Origin of the sequence: Luteolibacter flavescens (assembly GCF_025950085.1) — a bacterium.
GTDB lineage: Bacteria > Verrucomicrobiota > Verrucomicrobiia > Verrucomicrobiales > Akkermansiaceae > Haloferula > Haloferula flavescens.
On sequence record NZ_JAPDDS010000008.1, the window covers coordinates 25,697 to 40,666 of the forward strand.

The window sequence follows — 14,970 nt, forward strand, 5'->3', positions numbered from 1 at the left end:
CATGTCCACAGTCGTCACACCCGGGGAGCAACGCACCTGGCTGGCAGCCCACGGGGCGAGAACGCTTGAACAAAGGCGTCACTCCCTGCGGGCACTCCTGTCGGCGCTCGACCTACACGATGAAGCCTTGATGGACGCACTGGAGGACGACCTCGGCAAGGCTCCGATCGAAGCCTACACGTCCGAGATTCACCTCGTCCGCCAGGAGTTGACTCATGCCTTGAAGAGCCTGAAGAGCTGGATGAAGCCACAGCGCTGCAAGGTGCCCATGATGGCTTGGCCCGGAAGCGCCCGGGTTGAGCGTGAGGCCTGCGGCTCGGTGCTTATCATCGGGCCTTGGAACTACCCAGCGCAGCTCCTGCTGACTCCGCTCGTCGGCGCACTGGCCGCAGGTTGCACTGCAGTGCTGAAGCCGTCGGAACACGCTCCGGCCACGGCAGCGGTCATCGAGCGGCTGATCGGCGAGGTCTTCGATCCGGAAGAGGTGTGCGTGATGAAGGGGGGCTCGGACCTGGCGATGTCTCTCGCGAAGATGCCCTTTGACCACATCTTCTTCACGGGAGGCACGGAGACGGGACGGCAGATCCTGGCAGCAGCGGCCCCGGGACTGGTGCCGGTGACCCTAGAACTCGGGGGCAAATGCCCTGTGCTTGTTTTCCCCGCTGACGGCGAACTTGACCGTATGTCGGCATCCATCGACGTCATCGCCCGCCGCATCGCCTGGGGAAAATATCTGAATGCCGGGCAGACGTGCGTCGCTCCGGATCACGTTTGGGTGGACCACCGCCTCAGGGAGCCGCTCGTCGCTGCACTGGCCCGCGCCTTCGTCGAGTTTGGCACCGGCGATCTCGCCAAGATCGTGAACCGACATCAATTCGACCGGTTGACCGGCTATCTCGCCATGGGACGCGTAGCCCACGGAGGCGGCCATGACGTCGATGCGCTACGGCTAGAACCCGCGATACTCACCGACCTCCCGGACGATGCTCCGGCGATGACGGAGGAAATTTTCGGCCCGATACTTCCCGTCATCGGATGCGCCAGTCTCGACGAGGCATTGGCCCGCGTTCGCAAATCCCCTCCTCCGCTTGCCATCTACGCCTTCACCCGCGACCGCAGGCTGCAGGACCGCATCGTCGCCGCTACATGCTCGGGCGGTGTTTGCTTCAATGATACGATTCTCCAGATCACGGGACCGGATCTCCCCTTCGGTGGCGTGGGCGCAAGCGGGACGGGACGCTACCGGGGTCGCGCGACCTTCGATACGTTCACCCGCGAGCGCAGCATCATGTCGCGCTCCCTCTGGCCGGAGATCAGCTTCCGCTATCCGCCGCCACGCGTCTCCGTCCAATCGCTGAAGAAGTGGCTGAAAAAATTGGGATGAGCGCCTCCCAACTTCCGTCATTGCCATTTGCAAAAAACACCGCGCAACCATGCAAATATTCATGAATGAGCGGCCTTTGAATCCCGGGATGGCATCTCTCCTGATCTGACGGATTGGCATGCAGTGAGCGAAGCATGCCGCTATGGCCACCCGCTCAATCTGGAAAGGCGCGATCGCATTCGGCTTGGTCAATATCCCCGTCGGCTTGGCGAGCGCCGAGCAGGAGTCCGAGATCAAGCTCAACCTGGTCGATAAGACGAACCACGCGAGGATCCGCTACGAAAAGGTGAACGCGGAGACTGGCAAACCAGTCGCGTGGGAAAACCTCGTGAGGGGTTACGAGCATGACGAGGGGGAGTTCATCCTTCTTGATGAGAAGGAATTGGAGGCGGTGCAGCCAAAACTCACCAAGACGATCGAGATTGAGCGCTTTGTGGACCTGGCTGACATCGAACCGATGCTCTTTGAAAAGCCATATTACCTTGAGCCCGAGAAGCGGGGAAAGAAGGCCTATGCGCTCCTAAGGGAAACCCTTCGCGAGACTGGCAAAGCTGGCATTGCCCGCGTCGTGATCCGCAGCCGAGGATATCTCGCGGCGATGTTCGTGCGGGGGGAAGTCATCGTCCTCGAAGTGCTGCGCTACCCGGAAGAATTGAAGGCCGTGTCCAAGCTGGATCTGCCGGGGAGCAAGGACGCCGACTTCAAGCCAGGCAAAAAGGAACTGGATCTGGCCAAGAATCTCGTTTCCAGCATGACGGAGGAGTGGGACCCCTCCGAGCATCATGACGAATACCAGCAAGCGCTGCTCGACTACATCGAGAAGAAGGCTGCCAGCGGCAAAACCGCAGCGGTCAAAGGCGGCGACCGGGACAAGGACGAGGGGAAGGTCGCCGCCACCAAGGTGATCGATTTGGCTGCCTATCTTGAGCAGAGCCTCAAGGGCAAATCGACGAAGACCGCCAAGAAAAAGCCCGATGCCAAGAAGGCTCCCGCGAAGAAAGCTGCTGCCAAAAAAGCGGCGAAGAAGGCCCGGAAGAAGTCGGCATAAGGAAGGATTTCCCGGATTGAGAGTCTTTATCCACGCACACCAAGATCATGAACCACTCCACCCAAACGGAAAAATCGGGATGGAAGAAACGCTGGGAGGAATTCAAGCAATCCCGCCCGGGTCATCGCTTTCAAGATCGCCATCGACAGAACCGCGAGCGGCATTTCGGACGTTCCCCATTCGTGAACGCCCTGCAACCCGCCGCCGGTATTCTTCTGATTGTCGCCGGTGTCGTCTTCTGTGTGATTCCGGGCCCAGGTCTCCCTCTCCTGCTCATCGGCCTCGCGATGATCGCCGATGTCTCCCTTTGGGTGGCGGTAAGGCTCGACAGATTCGAACTCTGGCTGCGCTCGGTTCTTCCCCGGAGGAAGCCTTCGCACTAGAATCGACTCGTCCGGCGAAACGTCGGTTCATCATGGAATGATGTCTGCGAATGCCACGCATGGCTGCAAGCGGAAGATCGAGGAAGTCGGCGGCGCTGGGCAAGTATCGCAAGAAGCGCAGCTTCGCTGAAACCCCTGAGCCAGCTGGAAAGCGGGGCAGCAAATCGGGCCGCTCCTACGTCATCCAGGAACATCACGCCCGTAGCCACCACTTCGACTTCAGGCTGGAGATGAATGGTGTGCTGGTCAGTTGGGCGGTGCCGAGAGGCATGCCGGCAAGTCGCGAGGAAAAGCGCCTTGCGGTCCACGTTGAAGATCATCCTCTGGAATATGGATCCTTCGAGGGAGAAATCCCGGAAGGAAATTATGGAGCCGGGACCGTGACCATCTGGGATAGCGGGGAATGGCTGCCAAAGGAGCGCGCGTGGAAGAAGAGCTTCTCCGGGGGGAAGCTGAAATTCTTTCTGCGCGGAGGCCGACTACAAGGCGAGTATCTCCTCGTGAAGTCCGGCGAAGAGCCAAACTGGCTTCTGCGAAAGCTTTCAGACGAAGCTCCCGCCAAGCCTGTCGAGCAACTTGACCGCGAGAAGCCCGCGTTCATCCCCTTCCAACTCGCCCGCGTGGTTTCCACCGTGCCCGAGGGAGACGATTGGATTCATGAAATCAAGCTCGATGGCTACCGCATCCAGGCGGTGAAGACAGGAAAGACGGTGAAGCTGTACACGCGTAACGGCCATGACTGGACTGACAGGTTCGGCACCTTGGCCACCCGCATCGGGAAGCTTTCAACGAAGGACTTCATCCTCGACGGCGAGGCGGTGGTCCATGACAAGAAGGGTCGGACGAGCTTCGGATTGCTTCAGGAAGCACTCGGAGTTCGAGGGAAGAAAAGGTCCGGTGCGGAGATCAGCTTCGTCTGTTTCGACATCCTGCATCATAACGGGGTAAATCTTCGTCCGCTGCCTCTTTCCGAACGCCTGAAGTGGCTGGACCGTCTGTCGCTTGAAGACAAAGGGCCGCTCCGCCGGTCGAAGACATGGCCAGCCGAAAACGGTCCTGAACTGTTCCGGGAGGCGTGTCGTCTCGGCTTGGAGGGCGTCATCTCCAAGAAGCTCACCCAGCCCTACGCTCCCGATCGCCGCGAGTGGAGCAAGAGCAAGTGCAGGCCCCGCCAGGAGTTCATCGTCTGCGGATACCTTCCCCCGAAGAGTTCGCTCCCGGCCTTCAGCTCGCTTGTTCTGGGGACGCTTGAAAATAATCGGCTCGTTCCACGCGGGAAGGTCGGCACCGGCTTCAAGGAGGATGAACGGCGAAGCCTGCTGAAGAAATTGAATCCGTTGAAAACTTCGCGTGCGGCATTCGACATCGAGGACCGGAAGGTCGTCTGGGTCAGCCCGGAGCTGGTGGTCGAAGTGGAATACGCGGAGATCACCCGCGATGGATCGATCCGACAGGGCTGCTTCATCGCATTGCGCGAGGACAAGGGCCCACGTGAAGTCCATCTCGACGGAATCCGTTCTGCGTCAGCTCATAACGAGAGCTCGAAGGTTTGCGGCATTGTCATCAGCAATCCTGATCGAGTGGTTTTCCCCTCCGACGGCATCACGAAGATCGAGGTGGCCTCATACTTCGAGCGAGTCGGCGAACTCATGATGCCATTTCTAATCAGAAAGCCTCTGGCTGTCCTCCGCGCTCCAGAGGGTCTCGCGGGTCAGCAGTTCTTTCAAAAGAGCTTTCCCACTCACCTGCCCCGCCACGTTTATCAACGGACGCTCGACGACGGGACGGAGATTTTCACCATTCGGAACGTCAAGGGACTGGTGTCGCTCGCCCAATTCGGGGTGATCGAGATTCATCCATGGGGCGCTCCTCTACCACAGGGAGACAAACCTGACTCCCTGATCTGGGACCTCGATCCGGACGCCAGCGTTCCTTGGGTAGAGGTCAAGGGTGCCGCCATTCTACTCCGCGACTTCCTTGCCGAGCGGGGGCTTGACACGATTGTCAAAACCTCCGGCGGCAAAGGGCTGCACGTCATCCTGCCGGTGAAAAAGCAGCATGGTTGGGATGTCCTCAAACCCTTTACCAAAGAGGTTGCCCGGCAGATTGCATCGCTCAGTCCGCAGCAATTCACCATCACGGCATCGAAGGCAAAGCGCTCCGGGAAGATCTACATCGACTGGCTGCGGAACGGCCGCGGTGCCACTTGTATCGCCCCATGGTGCGTGCGAGCCCGGCCGGGAGCGCCGGTATCCATGCCCATCTCGTGGTCAGATCTCCGGAGTCTCCAACCCGCGGGCTTTAGTTTCCAAGAGCCACCACAGATGCCCTCTGATTGGACGAACATCGTAGCGCAGAAGATCAGTAAAGCGGTCATTAAGGACTTGGGGTTGTGATGACCCTCTTGAGCCAGCGACATTGTGTCTGGCTTTCACCGGGCGTGGGGATCAATGCTTCAATTCCGAGTTGCGAGCCATGATGGATCCTCAACCAAAACAGATTTGCCCTGCGCGTCGCCCAAACCGCGTGAATTGCATTCACCCCACGCACTTTGCACATGCAATCCAAAGGGGATCTTAATTAGAGTCAGAGCGAGCCTCAGCAATTCCATATAATTCGCAGCTTCGCTCCCAGGGTACCGAAGTTGCTTGGACATCGACGCCATGAGACAACCTCGAAACCTAGCAGCACTCAAGTCCGTCGCCTTTGCAACTCTCACCCTGGGTGGCTTCACCCTGCCCGCGGCCGCCGGACTGCTCCCAAGCAATCCAATTTTCCTCACCGCAGACGTCGACCTTTCTGGCACGCTCACGATCGGGGAATATACCACCACGCTCAAGGCTGGCATCGGCGTGAATGCCGCGGCCCGCAAGTTCAAGTCCGCGGACCGGAATCTGAACGGCTCCATTGACCTCCGCGAATTTCTTATCTCCATCAAGGCCATCCCCACCCCGAGCAAGGCCGAAACCCAGTTCGAGATCGCGGATGCCAACACCAATGGTTCCCTGACCGTCGATGAGTTCGCCGCCAACTACAATGCGCGCCTTTCAGTGGTGAAGCTCCGTCAGCATTATCTCCGGGCCGATGCGAATGCCGACGGCTCCGTCACCCTGCCGGAGTATCTCTCGTTTCGCAGCGGAGATTACGACAAGACCAAGATTACGATCTTCACCCTGGCCGACGTGAATGCCGACAACGAACTCGATCCGGAGGAATTCGGCTACTACTATGCCCGCGGCACCGCTGAAACGAAGATCATCATCCAGTTTCAAAAGCGTGATGCCAACGATGACGGTGTGCTGACACGCGACGAGTGGAATCCCGGCGTGCGACGCAACGCCACGTTATAGTTATTGGAATCTTCCTGAACGGGACAGGCGCACCGCCACGGTGCTCCTGTTTTTCTTTCCACACCCAGTCCGAACCTGGGCTTCCAATCATCACAAATGGCGACTTCATGGATCGGCCACAGGACGGTCCTCGACCGTCTCCACCATCCGAGTAGGGGCGGATCTTGAGATCTACCGGATTAAACGGTTAGATTTTCAAAAGTCGTTACGTATTAGGATATACCGAAGCATGCCTTCGGAAATCTCTCTCCCCGCATCAAAAACTTTCCCAAACTGGTGACGCTTCAAGTGGTGTCATGAGCACACGACGGGCATCTGGGAGGATTGCCCGCGTGCCCGACACGAGCGCCCGCGGGTTTGTCCCCGCGGGCGCTTCATTCCACCCTTACCATCCGTCTGCCTTTCGCAATATATGCGGCATCTGCGGCACGAATTGTCTGGGTGAATGGCTGTCACGGGAGGACGATGAAGGATGGCCTCACATCTAATGAAGAACGGCGAGGTGTGCTGCGACCTCATTCCATCAGTCACCCACCCACTCCCGATGGCCAGATCGCAGAGTTGGCATTTCTGCACGCTCGTGGCCGCTCAGAAGGTAGAAGCGCGGGTGACTGACCGCTTCACGCTTCGCTGTCCGGAGCTGGCCGGCCCTCCACAGTTTCAGTTCTCGCAGTGCCGTCTGGGCGTTGAAGGGTGGGAGGTGGAGGGAAAGATTCTCTTCTGACCAATCCTTCGGTGGCGCGCATCAATATGTCGGAGTATTCAACCATGGTAAGTCGTGGACGGCGGGCTTTCGAAGTAGGTTGGCCCGTCGCGTCCCCGGCCAGCATACGGTGATACGGAGTCCGGCGGGTCCACAGGCCTGCCGGGGTCCGACAAGCTCCCCTCCGGGTGGAGGGGGGCAACCACCATTCAGACACATCCGACTTCGGACTCTTTGGATTGCATTGCGCACCGAGGATGGGGTAGCGAATCGCCAACGATGTTCGATTCGCCCTATTTCATCCCCGTTCTTATGATGGTAGTGGCCTTGACCACCGTCCTGCTGATGATTCGCCGGTAGGATCTGTCGGAGCCATCTCAAGGCGGGCAAACCGACCGAGAAGCACACGCTGATCAATGAGAGGAGCGACTGGACGCAAAAACTAATCTACCGATTTCACCCGAAGATGCATGCTCGGCGGCCTCGAGCTATTCTTCACCTCAACTTCATTGACGACATTGACGTCCAACGGGGTGCGCAGCGGCAAATTGACCCTTAACGGTTCATTCAGATGAACCACGGGAATTCGCTTCCTCATCGCCGCGTATTCCTCCGTTCTCCCCGGTGAGACCGACTGGAGATCGCCTGTCGTCAGCGGCTGAAGGCGATGGAGCTGAAAGAGCATCGCAGCAAGCAGTAGGCAGATCAGCGTACAGATGAACTGGAGGTATCGCATGATCCACGCTGCCATCATCCCCCGACCTCGTCGAGATTTCTGGAAGCTAGGTAAAAGGAAGTTCCCGGAAGGATCTCGTCGGCCTTGGCGATGACCAATCATCCCCGCCCCGCAAATTCGTTGGTCTTTCCCTGTTGGCTGAATCCAAGGGCTTGAGGGATCGCTGAAGAAGAGAGCGATGTGTTCGATTGTTCTGGCGGCCTCTTCCATCCACTAGCAGACGAGCACGGGACAGTGTAGCGCCCGGAGCAGCTGGAGGCTTGAACACCTTTCCTGTTGCGCGTGTCTCCGGTAACATCCTGTGCATCTTGTAACCTGTCGCGGACGTTTGCAGCGGCACTGGTGTCCCCCACTGCTGGAGGCCGTGCTAGTAATCGGCTTGAAGCTGGTGATTTCTGGGGCTTTGCAGCCTCAAGCCTCGTGGCAGGAATTTTGCGATGGGTTCCGCGGAACAATCCACCATCACGAGAACATGAAATCGAATCAACTGTCAGAATCGTCCCACACCGAACTGCATTCCCTCTTTGTCGACGAGTTGCGCGACATCCTCTGGGCCGAGAAGCACCTACTCAAGGCGCTACCCAAAATGTCGAAGGCGGCGAAGGACCCGAAGCTCAGCGCGGCATTTGACAAGCACCTCAACGAAACCAAGGGGCACGTGGAGCGCCTTGGGGAGATCTTTAGCATCCTCGGTCTTGCCAGTCGCGCAAAGAAGTGTTTCGCGATGGAAGGTCTGTTGAAGGAAGGCGACGAGCTCGCGGAGGAATATCAGGACTCCGCCGCCCTCGACGCGGCCCTCATTGCAGCGGCCCAAAAGGTCGAGCACTATGAGATGGCCACCTACGGCACCCTGCGCGCATTCGCAAAACGGCTCGGCTACAAGGAAATCGAGGAAATCATCACGGCGACCTACAACGAAGAGAGTGCCGCCGATGAAGCACTGACCGCAATCGCCCTCGATACCGCCAACGAAGAAGCGGCCACCGAATAACGGGCCTCAGCCTCCATCGGCGATGCCCTGCCCGTTGCAGGACGAAAATTACGTCGGAATCATCCGCCCTGCCAGCTCATCTGGGAGGGCGGATTTCTTGTTGCGGGTCTCGCCCGAGGCAGTGGCTTGTGGGGCCATTGCGAATCCGTAGGATGCAATCCCTTCCTGCCGGATCAAACCTCCGCGGAGGTGCCCAAACGATAAAAGCGGCAGGGGCCGTTGCACCCTGCCGCTGAGTCTCGACCGTTCTGGTCGGAAGGTTACTTCTTGGCCGGAAGATAGGTTCCGTCCTCCTGGATCACGTCCAGATCGCCGAGTTTGCCCTTGGTCCCGTCGGAGAACAGGATGGTGCCGTCGGCCTGGACCTTGTTTCCATTCGGGAAAGACTTTTCCTCTTCGAGGACCGTGCCCCCACAGTCTTCGGCGATCAGGGGCTTCTCGCCCCATCCCACCACGGAGCCTTCCAGCACGGGACGACCGTCGGAAAACACCGCGTCGCCGTCATCGATCTCCCACTTCTTGCCTTCCTTGGAGATCACGTTGCCGTCGGCCATGATCTTGGTTCCGTCCGTGAGAGTGGTCTCGGTTGAGACTTCCGATTTCTCGCCAGCCTTGACGAGCCACACCTTGCCATCCTTCCGGACCACGCCGTCCGCGATGAAATAAACGGAGAACTTACCGTCCCAGTCGAGGAACTCGCCGTTCTTGAGACTCCATTGTGTTCCGTTTGGAGAAACGACGGAGCCATCCTTCCCGACCTTGGTCCCATCCTTCAAGGTGGCTTCTTCCGTCAGGTCGGTCTTGTTGCCGTCCTTCACGGTCACGACCTTTCCGTCCTTCATCGCAATGCCGTCCTTTGCGGCGGCGAAGCCGATCGTTGCAGCGAGGATTGCGATGAGGACACGCGGGGAATTCAAATGTGTTTTCATGGTCTGATGTTGGTGTTTCTGGGGCTCCAGGAACCCGGCCGCGGCTATTGCAGAAAACAGGCCCTTCCGGTCACCCTGGCTCTGATGCGCTGCCTGCAAGGGCTACACGTCCGGGAGGCTAGAGGCCGCAAGGTTCACCCAAGCGCACGATGCACGTCCGGTAATCTCAAAATGCAGGGATGGTGCCCGGCGAGGCATGAAGTAAGGCGTCGCCTCCCAGCTGGTTGGAGACGCGGAGGACAAAACGACGGGCGATTGTGTCCTGAGAATCTATCCCGCGTGGACGACGAGAGCCCTTCTCCCGTGCAAACCGCAAGCCGGGCGTGCAATTGTTATTCATGCCGATGGGCGGCAGCCGATCTATGGGTGAAGAACCAAGGACTTACCCGTCATCAAGGCGTGGCATGGTGCATGCAAACGACCGCCCATGACCCGCTGGCCCCTTATCTTCCTCTATCTCGCGCTTTGTTGCGCAGGTTTCGGGTTCAGCGGGATCCCTTCGGTCATCGCCCCTCCAGCACGTCTGGCCTTTTTCGTTCTTCTCATCCTCTCCTTCTCCGCCTTCGTAATGACGAAGCGCTTGCGTCCCACTCACAAGGGTCCGGAGCGATCTTTACGCACACTCCCGCAGCGCCCGAACTGACCGCTGCCACTCCACGCAAGGCCTCCTTCCACCTCTCCACAAACAAACCAAAACACATCATGGCTGACAAAAACGACCCGTTTGATCCCGCATTGGAACCCGCCGCCGGACCGGGGCCTTCCCCAACAACCGCTTCCGACGCTGCCAGGGAGTTTGTCGGCTACACGGCGGAGAAAGCGAAAGAGCTGAAGGACAACGCGGTCGAATCGGTGCAGCATCTCCGCGATGCGGCGGCGGAGGCCACCTCCGATCTCAGGCAAGCTGCAAGGAAAGGTGCAGACGACTTGAAAGCTGCTGCCGGCAACCTCGCTGAAGAGGCACGAAGCATCGCGGCGAGGGAATGGGAGGAAAGCCGCGAGAAGGCCAAGCACCTGTTCATCACCACCGAAGATTACATCCGGGCCAATCCCACCCGGGCCGTGCTAGGGGCCGTGGGCATTGGTTTCCTCCTTGGGCTGCTTTCCCGTCGCTGATCCAGCCTTGGCACCATCCATGGAAACTCCGGAACGACCCGGTCCGCCAGAAGGCAAGGGTCTGAACGCATCCGTCGGCGATTTTGTCTCCTTGCGGCTTCGTCTCGTTTTGATGGAGGCGGGAGATGCGGCAAAGACGCTTGCAACGAAAGCAGCGGCAGCTGCCGCGATTGCCGTCATGGCCATTATCGCGTGGATGTTATTCGTTGCCGGGGTGGTGGGCTGGCTAGCGGTCGCAACCACCGCCCCGTGGTATCTCCTTTCCATGCTGGCCGGCGGGGTGCATGTCATCATCGCGGGCGGGCTGGCGCTATATATCAGGAGGGCAGCTGCCCCGGCTTTCCCTCTCACCAGAAACGAACTCACCAAGGACAAGGAATGGCTATCCCGCCTCAAGAAGCCGCGTCACTGATCAGAAGGATCGGAGAATCCCGGCAAGCGGTCGAATTCGGTGTGGAGAACCTGCGTTGCCGGATCGACTTCAAGACCCGTTTGAAAGTGGCCTACGCCCGCCATCCTTGGAGATGGACGGGTACTGCGACGCTCGTCGGCTTTGTGCTTCAGCGCGTCTTCTTGCGGAAACGTCCCCCTGCACGAGCTGCCTTGAACGGAACTACCGGCGTGTTGGGCCTCCTTGCAGGGGGTGTCCTAGCAGCCGCGAAGCCGCACATCGCTTCGTGGATCTGGTCGCGGGCGAAAGGCCGTTTCCCCCGTCTGCAGGACATGTTCGCTGGCGAAAGCCTTCAAAGCGGATTGGCGAAGGAAGGCAGACGGATACATTTTTCCCACGGGCCAAATCACGAAAGTGACAAAATCGGAGGGTGCCAAGCCAGCAATCCTCCTTCGAAATTTCGGCAATATGTCACCACTGCCGAGGGCAACGATTATGCCGCCGGTGTCGACGGCGAGCTAAGCGAGAGTCAACTCTGAGTATCCTCATTGAGCCGGTGACAGACCAACGAACCGACTGACGGGCTCAAGCGCGAGCTCTGCAGAAAGCGCAACGTCCTTTGCGTTGCGGAGCTTTCCGACGAAAGGTCTCCAGGTGAATCTTTTACAAGCTGAGAAGTTGGCGGCACGTGGCTTGTGGAACGAAGCCAAGGCCGCAATCTATTCCTTACCTCGACCCAAGCGCAAAGGTCGGCAGGCCCTTCGGATTCTGGTACGGATATTCCGTGAGACCCGTGAATGGACTCGAGGCAGCGAACTGGCCGCGAAGCTTGCGACTGGCAGCCCGCTCGATCGTCAGGCCGCCGCATCCTTCTACCATGGCGAGGCAGCGGCTCTGGTGGAGATCGGACAGTTTGATGAGGCACGCTCAGCAGTGGCTGCCTCCTGTTCGGCTTGGCCTGAAGCCAGGAGAGTTGTCCTGGACGACAAGCGTTTCGATTGCTTGCGGTGATGCCTGTCCTGCGGAAATCTGAATTCGCTCTTCCTTCTGGTTCGATCGTCGGCAGAGAAGATAGAATTGATCCCGAGGTATATGAGGGGAGCGGAACCAAGGATACCTCGTAATTTGGCTCAGAGGAGCCGAAGCCTGTTTTCCCAATGGCGTTCGCTCGCAGAGCATCGTGCAAGCCTCAGGCCGACATCCAATCAATGATCAGCTTCAGAAGCGCGAGCGACCCGATGATGATGAGGACTACTCCAACGATCACCGCGGCAATGAGAAGGATCGCGAAGCTTCCAGCATGCCGGATGGCCTTCTCGCGCTCCGCAGGCGACATCTGTGCGGACATGGCCTTCTGGAGCAGGTCGTGATTCCGGCGGTTCGACTTGAACCAGACCGAAAAGAGGTCGCCGACCACGGGGACGGAGCCGACCGCCGCATTCGCGAGAATGTTGAGGGCCATCGCAATCAGCACCTTTCGGGAGACGCCCCGGCGGCCAGCCTCGTTAATAATCGCCAGACCAAACAATGAGGCAACGGTGTCTCCAAGTCCCGGAAACAGCCCGAGGATTGGGTCCAGACCGATCCGGATATTGGTGCCAGGAATCCGAATGAAGTCGTCCATCAAGGATGCAACGAATCCCGAGGTCCAGCGCTCGCCTTCGCCTGCCTTGCCTGCGCCCTTGTCGAACTGGCCCGGAGTGACGTTTCTCATCTTACTGCTATGCTATCCTCAGGTGAAGCGGCAGCAATCCGCTCTTTCGCATCGGCAAGGGTGAAGGGAAGGTAGGGCAACAGACAAATTCTTTCAGTAGAGAGCACCTCTCTGCATCGGAGAATCGGCCGTTAACTGTTAGGCCGCCTGAGACTTCGACAACCCAAGCGCACGACAGATTGCGCTGCAAAACGCCGGGAGATCATCCGGGTCCCGCGAACTGATCATTCGTCCATCTTCAACCACTTCCGAATTCTCCCACTCTGCTCCCGCATTGATCAGGTCGGCGGAGATCGCGTGATAAGACGTCATCTTGCGTCCGTCGACGAGTTCTGCGTCGATGAGGATCTGGGCACCGTGACAGATGGCGAAGACGGGCTTTTCTTTTTCAAAGAAGTGCTTCACGAAGTGCTGTGCAGCGGTCGATGTGCGAAGAGCGTCGGAATTGATTACCCCGCCAGGTAGCAACAATGCATCGAATTCATTTGGGTCGGCGTCCCCCAGTGAAGCATCTGCCTTGATGGTTTGTCCCCACTCCTTGTCCTTCCAACCCCGGATAGCTTCCCCCTCGGGAGTGACAACTACCACCGACGCGCCCGCTTCTTGGAGAGCAGCCGAAGGATCGAGGAGTTCGGATTGCTCGAAGCCGTCCGTCGCAAGCACCGCCACTTTCTTGGATGTTTTCATCGCCCGGCATCTTGCGGGATGTGTGCCAATCACGTAAGACGCTGAGCTGTGGATAGTCAGCAGCGGTTGGTTCGGCAGAGTGCACGGGATGCGTGCGATTTGACCGGGACAACCCCATAGGAGTCCTTTAAATGATCGGGTGGTCCTTCGGGAAAGCGGCTTGAACCCGACTCGGGAGTTAGCGGCTAAATCGACCATACAATCGGGGAGCACCGATTGGGCCATAGCCCACGGCTCTCCCCGGGGAAGGATTTCTTACTCGTTGTGTCAGCAAGGTGGCCTAGCGCTTGAAGCACCCTTGATGTGGTAGGTGACCCTTGAAGAACTACGCGGCTATAACGGCATTTGTGTTGAACTCCACGTTGGACGGGAGGTGTGGCTTTCCACTTTGGCAGTCGGTGAGGACGCAAAGCTCAAGGATTTCCGTCCGACAAACGAAGACCCCTTCGAAACGGCACCTTCTGCTCCGCTCTCCGTGGACGAGCGCCTCCTCGCAGCCCTTCACCTGGAAGGAAAGGAGAGGCTGGTCGCGGAGGCAAGTTGGCTAATCACTTCCTGAGACGACACGACACCGCCGGGGGAATGACCGCTGCTACACAGGCCGCCATGGATGATATCCCGCAATCGTCGACCGTCTCCACCATCCGGGTAGGAGCGGACTTTGAGATCTACCGGATTGATCATCCCCGCTGCCAGGCCCTGATAGCGCGACAGGGAGCCCAGGTCTTGGAATGGACCACCTCTACGGGGGATCCCATTCTCTATCGCAGCAGTCTCGCAGCCCTCGAGAGAGGAAGACCTGTACGGGCTGGTGTTCCCATTTGTTGGCCATGGTTTGCCAATCATCCCACCGATTCCTCCCTGCCGCTTCACGGATTTGTGAGGACCCTCGACTGGAGTCTCGATTCCGTCCGCGAAAGCGAGCCGGGAGTCGCCATGACATTCATCTTCGAAAGCACCCCGGAGACAATGGAGCTGTGGCCCCACCGCTTTCGGCTCGAAGCGCGGATCGAGTTAGGAGCCGAGCTGACGGTCGGGCTTCGTGCGATCAACACCGGGACCCGGCCGTTCATGATGGGCGGAGCGCTGCATACCTATCTTGCGGTCGGAGATCTGGCCGACGTTCACATCGAGGGTTTGGAGGGATTCGACCACCTCGACAAAACAACCGGTATGTGCGTAGCGGCATCCTACGACGCCCTTCGCTTTTTCGGCGAAGAGATCGACCGCATCTATGACACACCCGGGCCGGTGAGTGTGATCGACCGTTCCCGTGGGCAGAAGACTCTTGTAGAGAATCGTGGGAACACCGCGACGGTGATCTGGAACCCGGGCCGGCTCAACGCGGATCAGATCGATGACATCGGCACCGGAGAGGCCGATCATTTCATTGCCGTCGAGCCGGCAATCCCCGGCGGACACGAGGTCGAGGTCTCGCCCGGTTCGTATCATGTGCTGCTGACTAGGATATCACTGGCGTGAGGATGCGTTGCTTCGCCGTTCGACCGACGACATTGGCATATTCATAGCAAGAGACA

Annotated in this window: 14 protein-coding genes; 10 read left to right on the forward strand and 4 right to left on the reverse strand. The window is 58.7% G+C overall.

The features are described from left to right. Window position 1: 1 nt before the first annotated feature. The 5 genes from OKA04_RS14840 (at window position 2) to OKA04_RS14860 (ending at window position 6,165) form a co-directional block, all read left to right on the forward strand. A complete protein-coding gene (locus OKA04_RS14840) occupies window positions 2–1,384 on the forward strand; it encodes an aldehyde dehydrogenase family protein (RefSeq protein ID WP_264501966.1) in 1,383 nt (460 codons plus the stop codon). A gap of 142 nt (window positions 1,385–1,526) precedes the next feature. Then, on the forward strand, window positions 1,527–2,432 hold the full coding sequence (ku, locus tag OKA04_RS14845; RefSeq protein WP_264501967.1) for a non-homologous end joining protein Ku: 906 nt from the start codon (window positions 1,527–1,529) through the stop codon (window positions 2,430–2,432). Between the two features lie 47 nt (window positions 2,433–2,479). Then, entirely contained in the window at window positions 2,480–2,815 is a 336-nt protein-coding gene (locus tag OKA04_RS14850) for a hypothetical protein (protein ID WP_264501968.1), read from the forward strand. 59 nt (window positions 2,816–2,874) lie between these two features. Then, on the forward strand, window positions 2,875–5,211 hold the full coding sequence (gene ligD / locus OKA04_RS14855) for a DNA ligase D (RefSeq protein WP_264501969.1): 2,337 nt from the start codon (window positions 2,875–2,877) through the stop codon (window positions 5,209–5,211). 267 nt (window positions 5,212–5,478) lie between these two features. Further along, window positions 5,479–6,165 (forward strand): EF-hand domain-containing protein, encoded by a 687-nt coding sequence (locus tag OKA04_RS14860; RefSeq protein WP_264501970.1) that lies wholly within the window; start codon window positions 5,479–5,481, stop codon window positions 6,163–6,165. 1,145 nt (window positions 6,166–7,310) lie between these two features. Here OKA04_RS14860 and OKA04_RS14865 read toward each other — a convergent pair. Then, window positions 7,311–7,604 (reverse strand): hypothetical protein, encoded by a 294-nt coding sequence (locus tag OKA04_RS14865; RefSeq protein WP_264501971.1) that lies wholly within the window; start codon window positions 7,602–7,604, stop codon window positions 7,311–7,313. A gap of 472 nt (window positions 7,605–8,076) precedes the next feature. Here OKA04_RS14865 and OKA04_RS14870 point away from each other — a divergent pair, with 472 nt between their 5' ends. Further along, the gene (locus OKA04_RS14870; protein WP_264501972.1) at window positions 8,077–8,595 is read left to right on the forward strand and encodes a YciE/YciF ferroxidase family protein; all 519 of its coding nucleotides are present in this window, start codon (window positions 8,077–8,079) and stop codon (window positions 8,593–8,595) included. Between the two features lie 260 nt (window positions 8,596–8,855). Here the strand turns inward: OKA04_RS14870 and OKA04_RS14875 are convergent, their stop codons facing one another. Next, entirely contained in the window at window positions 8,856–9,524 is a 669-nt protein-coding gene (locus OKA04_RS14875; protein ID WP_264501973.1) for a DUF6799 domain-containing protein, read from the reverse strand. A 702-nt stretch (window positions 9,525–10,226) separates the two neighbouring features. Here OKA04_RS14875 and OKA04_RS14880 point away from each other — a divergent pair. The 3 genes from OKA04_RS14880 (at window position 10,227) to OKA04_RS14890 (ending at window position 12,042) form a co-directional block, all read left to right on the forward strand. Then, window positions 10,227–10,640 carry an ElaB/YgaM/YqjD family protein gene (locus OKA04_RS14880; RefSeq protein WP_264501974.1) on the forward strand — a complete coding sequence of 138 codons (414 nt, stop codon included), beginning with the start codon at window positions 10,227–10,229 and terminating at the stop codon, window positions 10,638–10,640. A gap of 19 nt (window positions 10,641–10,659) precedes the next feature. Continuing rightward, window positions 10,660–11,052 carry a phage holin family protein gene (locus OKA04_RS14885; protein ID WP_264501975.1) on the forward strand — a complete coding sequence of 131 codons (393 nt, stop codon included), beginning with the start codon at window positions 10,660–10,662 and terminating at the stop codon, window positions 11,050–11,052. Window positions 11,053–11,685: 633 nt separating this feature from the next. Beyond that, window positions 11,686–12,042, forward strand: coding sequence for a tetratricopeptide repeat protein (locus tag OKA04_RS14890; RefSeq protein ID WP_264501976.1), 357 nt, complete (start codon window positions 11,686–11,688; stop codon window positions 12,040–12,042). Between the two features lie 178 nt (window positions 12,043–12,220). Here the strand turns inward: OKA04_RS14890 and OKA04_RS14895 are convergent, their stop codons facing one another. Continuing rightward, entirely contained in the window at window positions 12,221–12,745 is a 525-nt protein-coding gene (locus OKA04_RS14895) for a DUF4112 domain-containing protein (RefSeq protein WP_264501977.1), read from the reverse strand. A gap of 138 nt (window positions 12,746–12,883) precedes the next feature. Beyond that, window positions 12,884–13,432, reverse strand: a complete 549-nt coding sequence (locus tag OKA04_RS14900; protein ID WP_264501978.1) for a type 1 glutamine amidotransferase domain-containing protein — start codon at window positions 13,430–13,432, stop codon at window positions 12,884–12,886. Between the two features lie 606 nt (window positions 13,433–14,038). Between OKA04_RS14900 and OKA04_RS14905 the strand changes: the two genes are divergently transcribed. Then, window positions 14,039–14,914: a D-hexose-6-phosphate mutarotase gene (locus tag OKA04_RS14905; protein ID WP_264502166.1), complete on the forward strand. Its 876-nt coding sequence runs from the start codon at window positions 14,039–14,041 to the stop codon at window positions 14,912–14,914. The last annotated feature ends 56 nt before the right edge of the window (window positions 14,915–14,970 follow it).

What these genes read in the sequence shown, in the direction of transcription:
- OKA04_RS14840 (WP_264501966.1), top strand. Translation starts at nt 2, where the DNA reads ATGTCCACAGTCGTCACACCCGGGGAGCAACGCACCTGGCTGGCAGCC.
- ku (WP_264501967.1), top strand. Translation starts at nt 1,527, where the DNA reads ATGGCCACCCGCTCAATCTGGAAAGGCGCGATCGCATTCGGCTTGGTC.
- OKA04_RS14850 (WP_264501968.1), top strand. Translation starts at nt 2,480, where the DNA reads ATGAACCACTCCACCCAAACGGAAAAATCGGGATGGAAGAAACGCTGG.
- ligD (WP_264501969.1), top strand. Translation starts at nt 2,875, where the DNA reads ATGGCTGCAAGCGGAAGATCGAGGAAGTCGGCGGCGCTGGGCAAGTAT.
- OKA04_RS14860 (WP_264501970.1), top strand. Translation starts at nt 5,479, where the DNA reads ATGAGACAACCTCGAAACCTAGCAGCACTCAAGTCCGTCGCCTTTGCA.
- OKA04_RS14865 (WP_264501971.1), bottom strand. Translation starts at nt 7,604, where the DNA reads ATGCGATACCTCCAGTTCATCTGTACGCTGATCTGCCTACTGCTTGCT.
- OKA04_RS14870 (WP_264501972.1), top strand. Translation starts at nt 8,077, where the DNA reads ATGAAATCGAATCAACTGTCAGAATCGTCCCACACCGAACTGCATTCC.
- OKA04_RS14875 (WP_264501973.1), bottom strand. Translation starts at nt 9,524, where the DNA reads ATGAAAACACATTTGAATTCCCCGCGTGTCCTCATCGCAATCCTCGCT.
- OKA04_RS14880 (WP_264501974.1), top strand. Translation starts at nt 10,227, where the DNA reads ATGGCTGACAAAAACGACCCGTTTGATCCCGCATTGGAACCCGCCGCC.
- OKA04_RS14885 (WP_264501975.1), top strand. Translation starts at nt 10,660, where the DNA reads ATGGAAACTCCGGAACGACCCGGTCCGCCAGAAGGCAAGGGTCTGAAC.
- OKA04_RS14895 (WP_264501977.1), bottom strand. Translation starts at nt 12,745, where the DNA reads ATGAGAAACGTCACTCCGGGCCAGTTCGACAAGGGCGCAGGCAAGGCA.
- OKA04_RS14900 (WP_264501978.1), bottom strand. Translation starts at nt 13,432, where the DNA reads ATGAAAACATCCAAGAAAGTGGCGGTGCTTGCGACGGACGGCTTCGAG.
- OKA04_RS14905 (WP_264502166.1), top strand. Translation starts at nt 14,039, where the DNA reads ATGGATGATATCCCGCAATCGTCGACCGTCTCCACCATCCGGGTAGGA.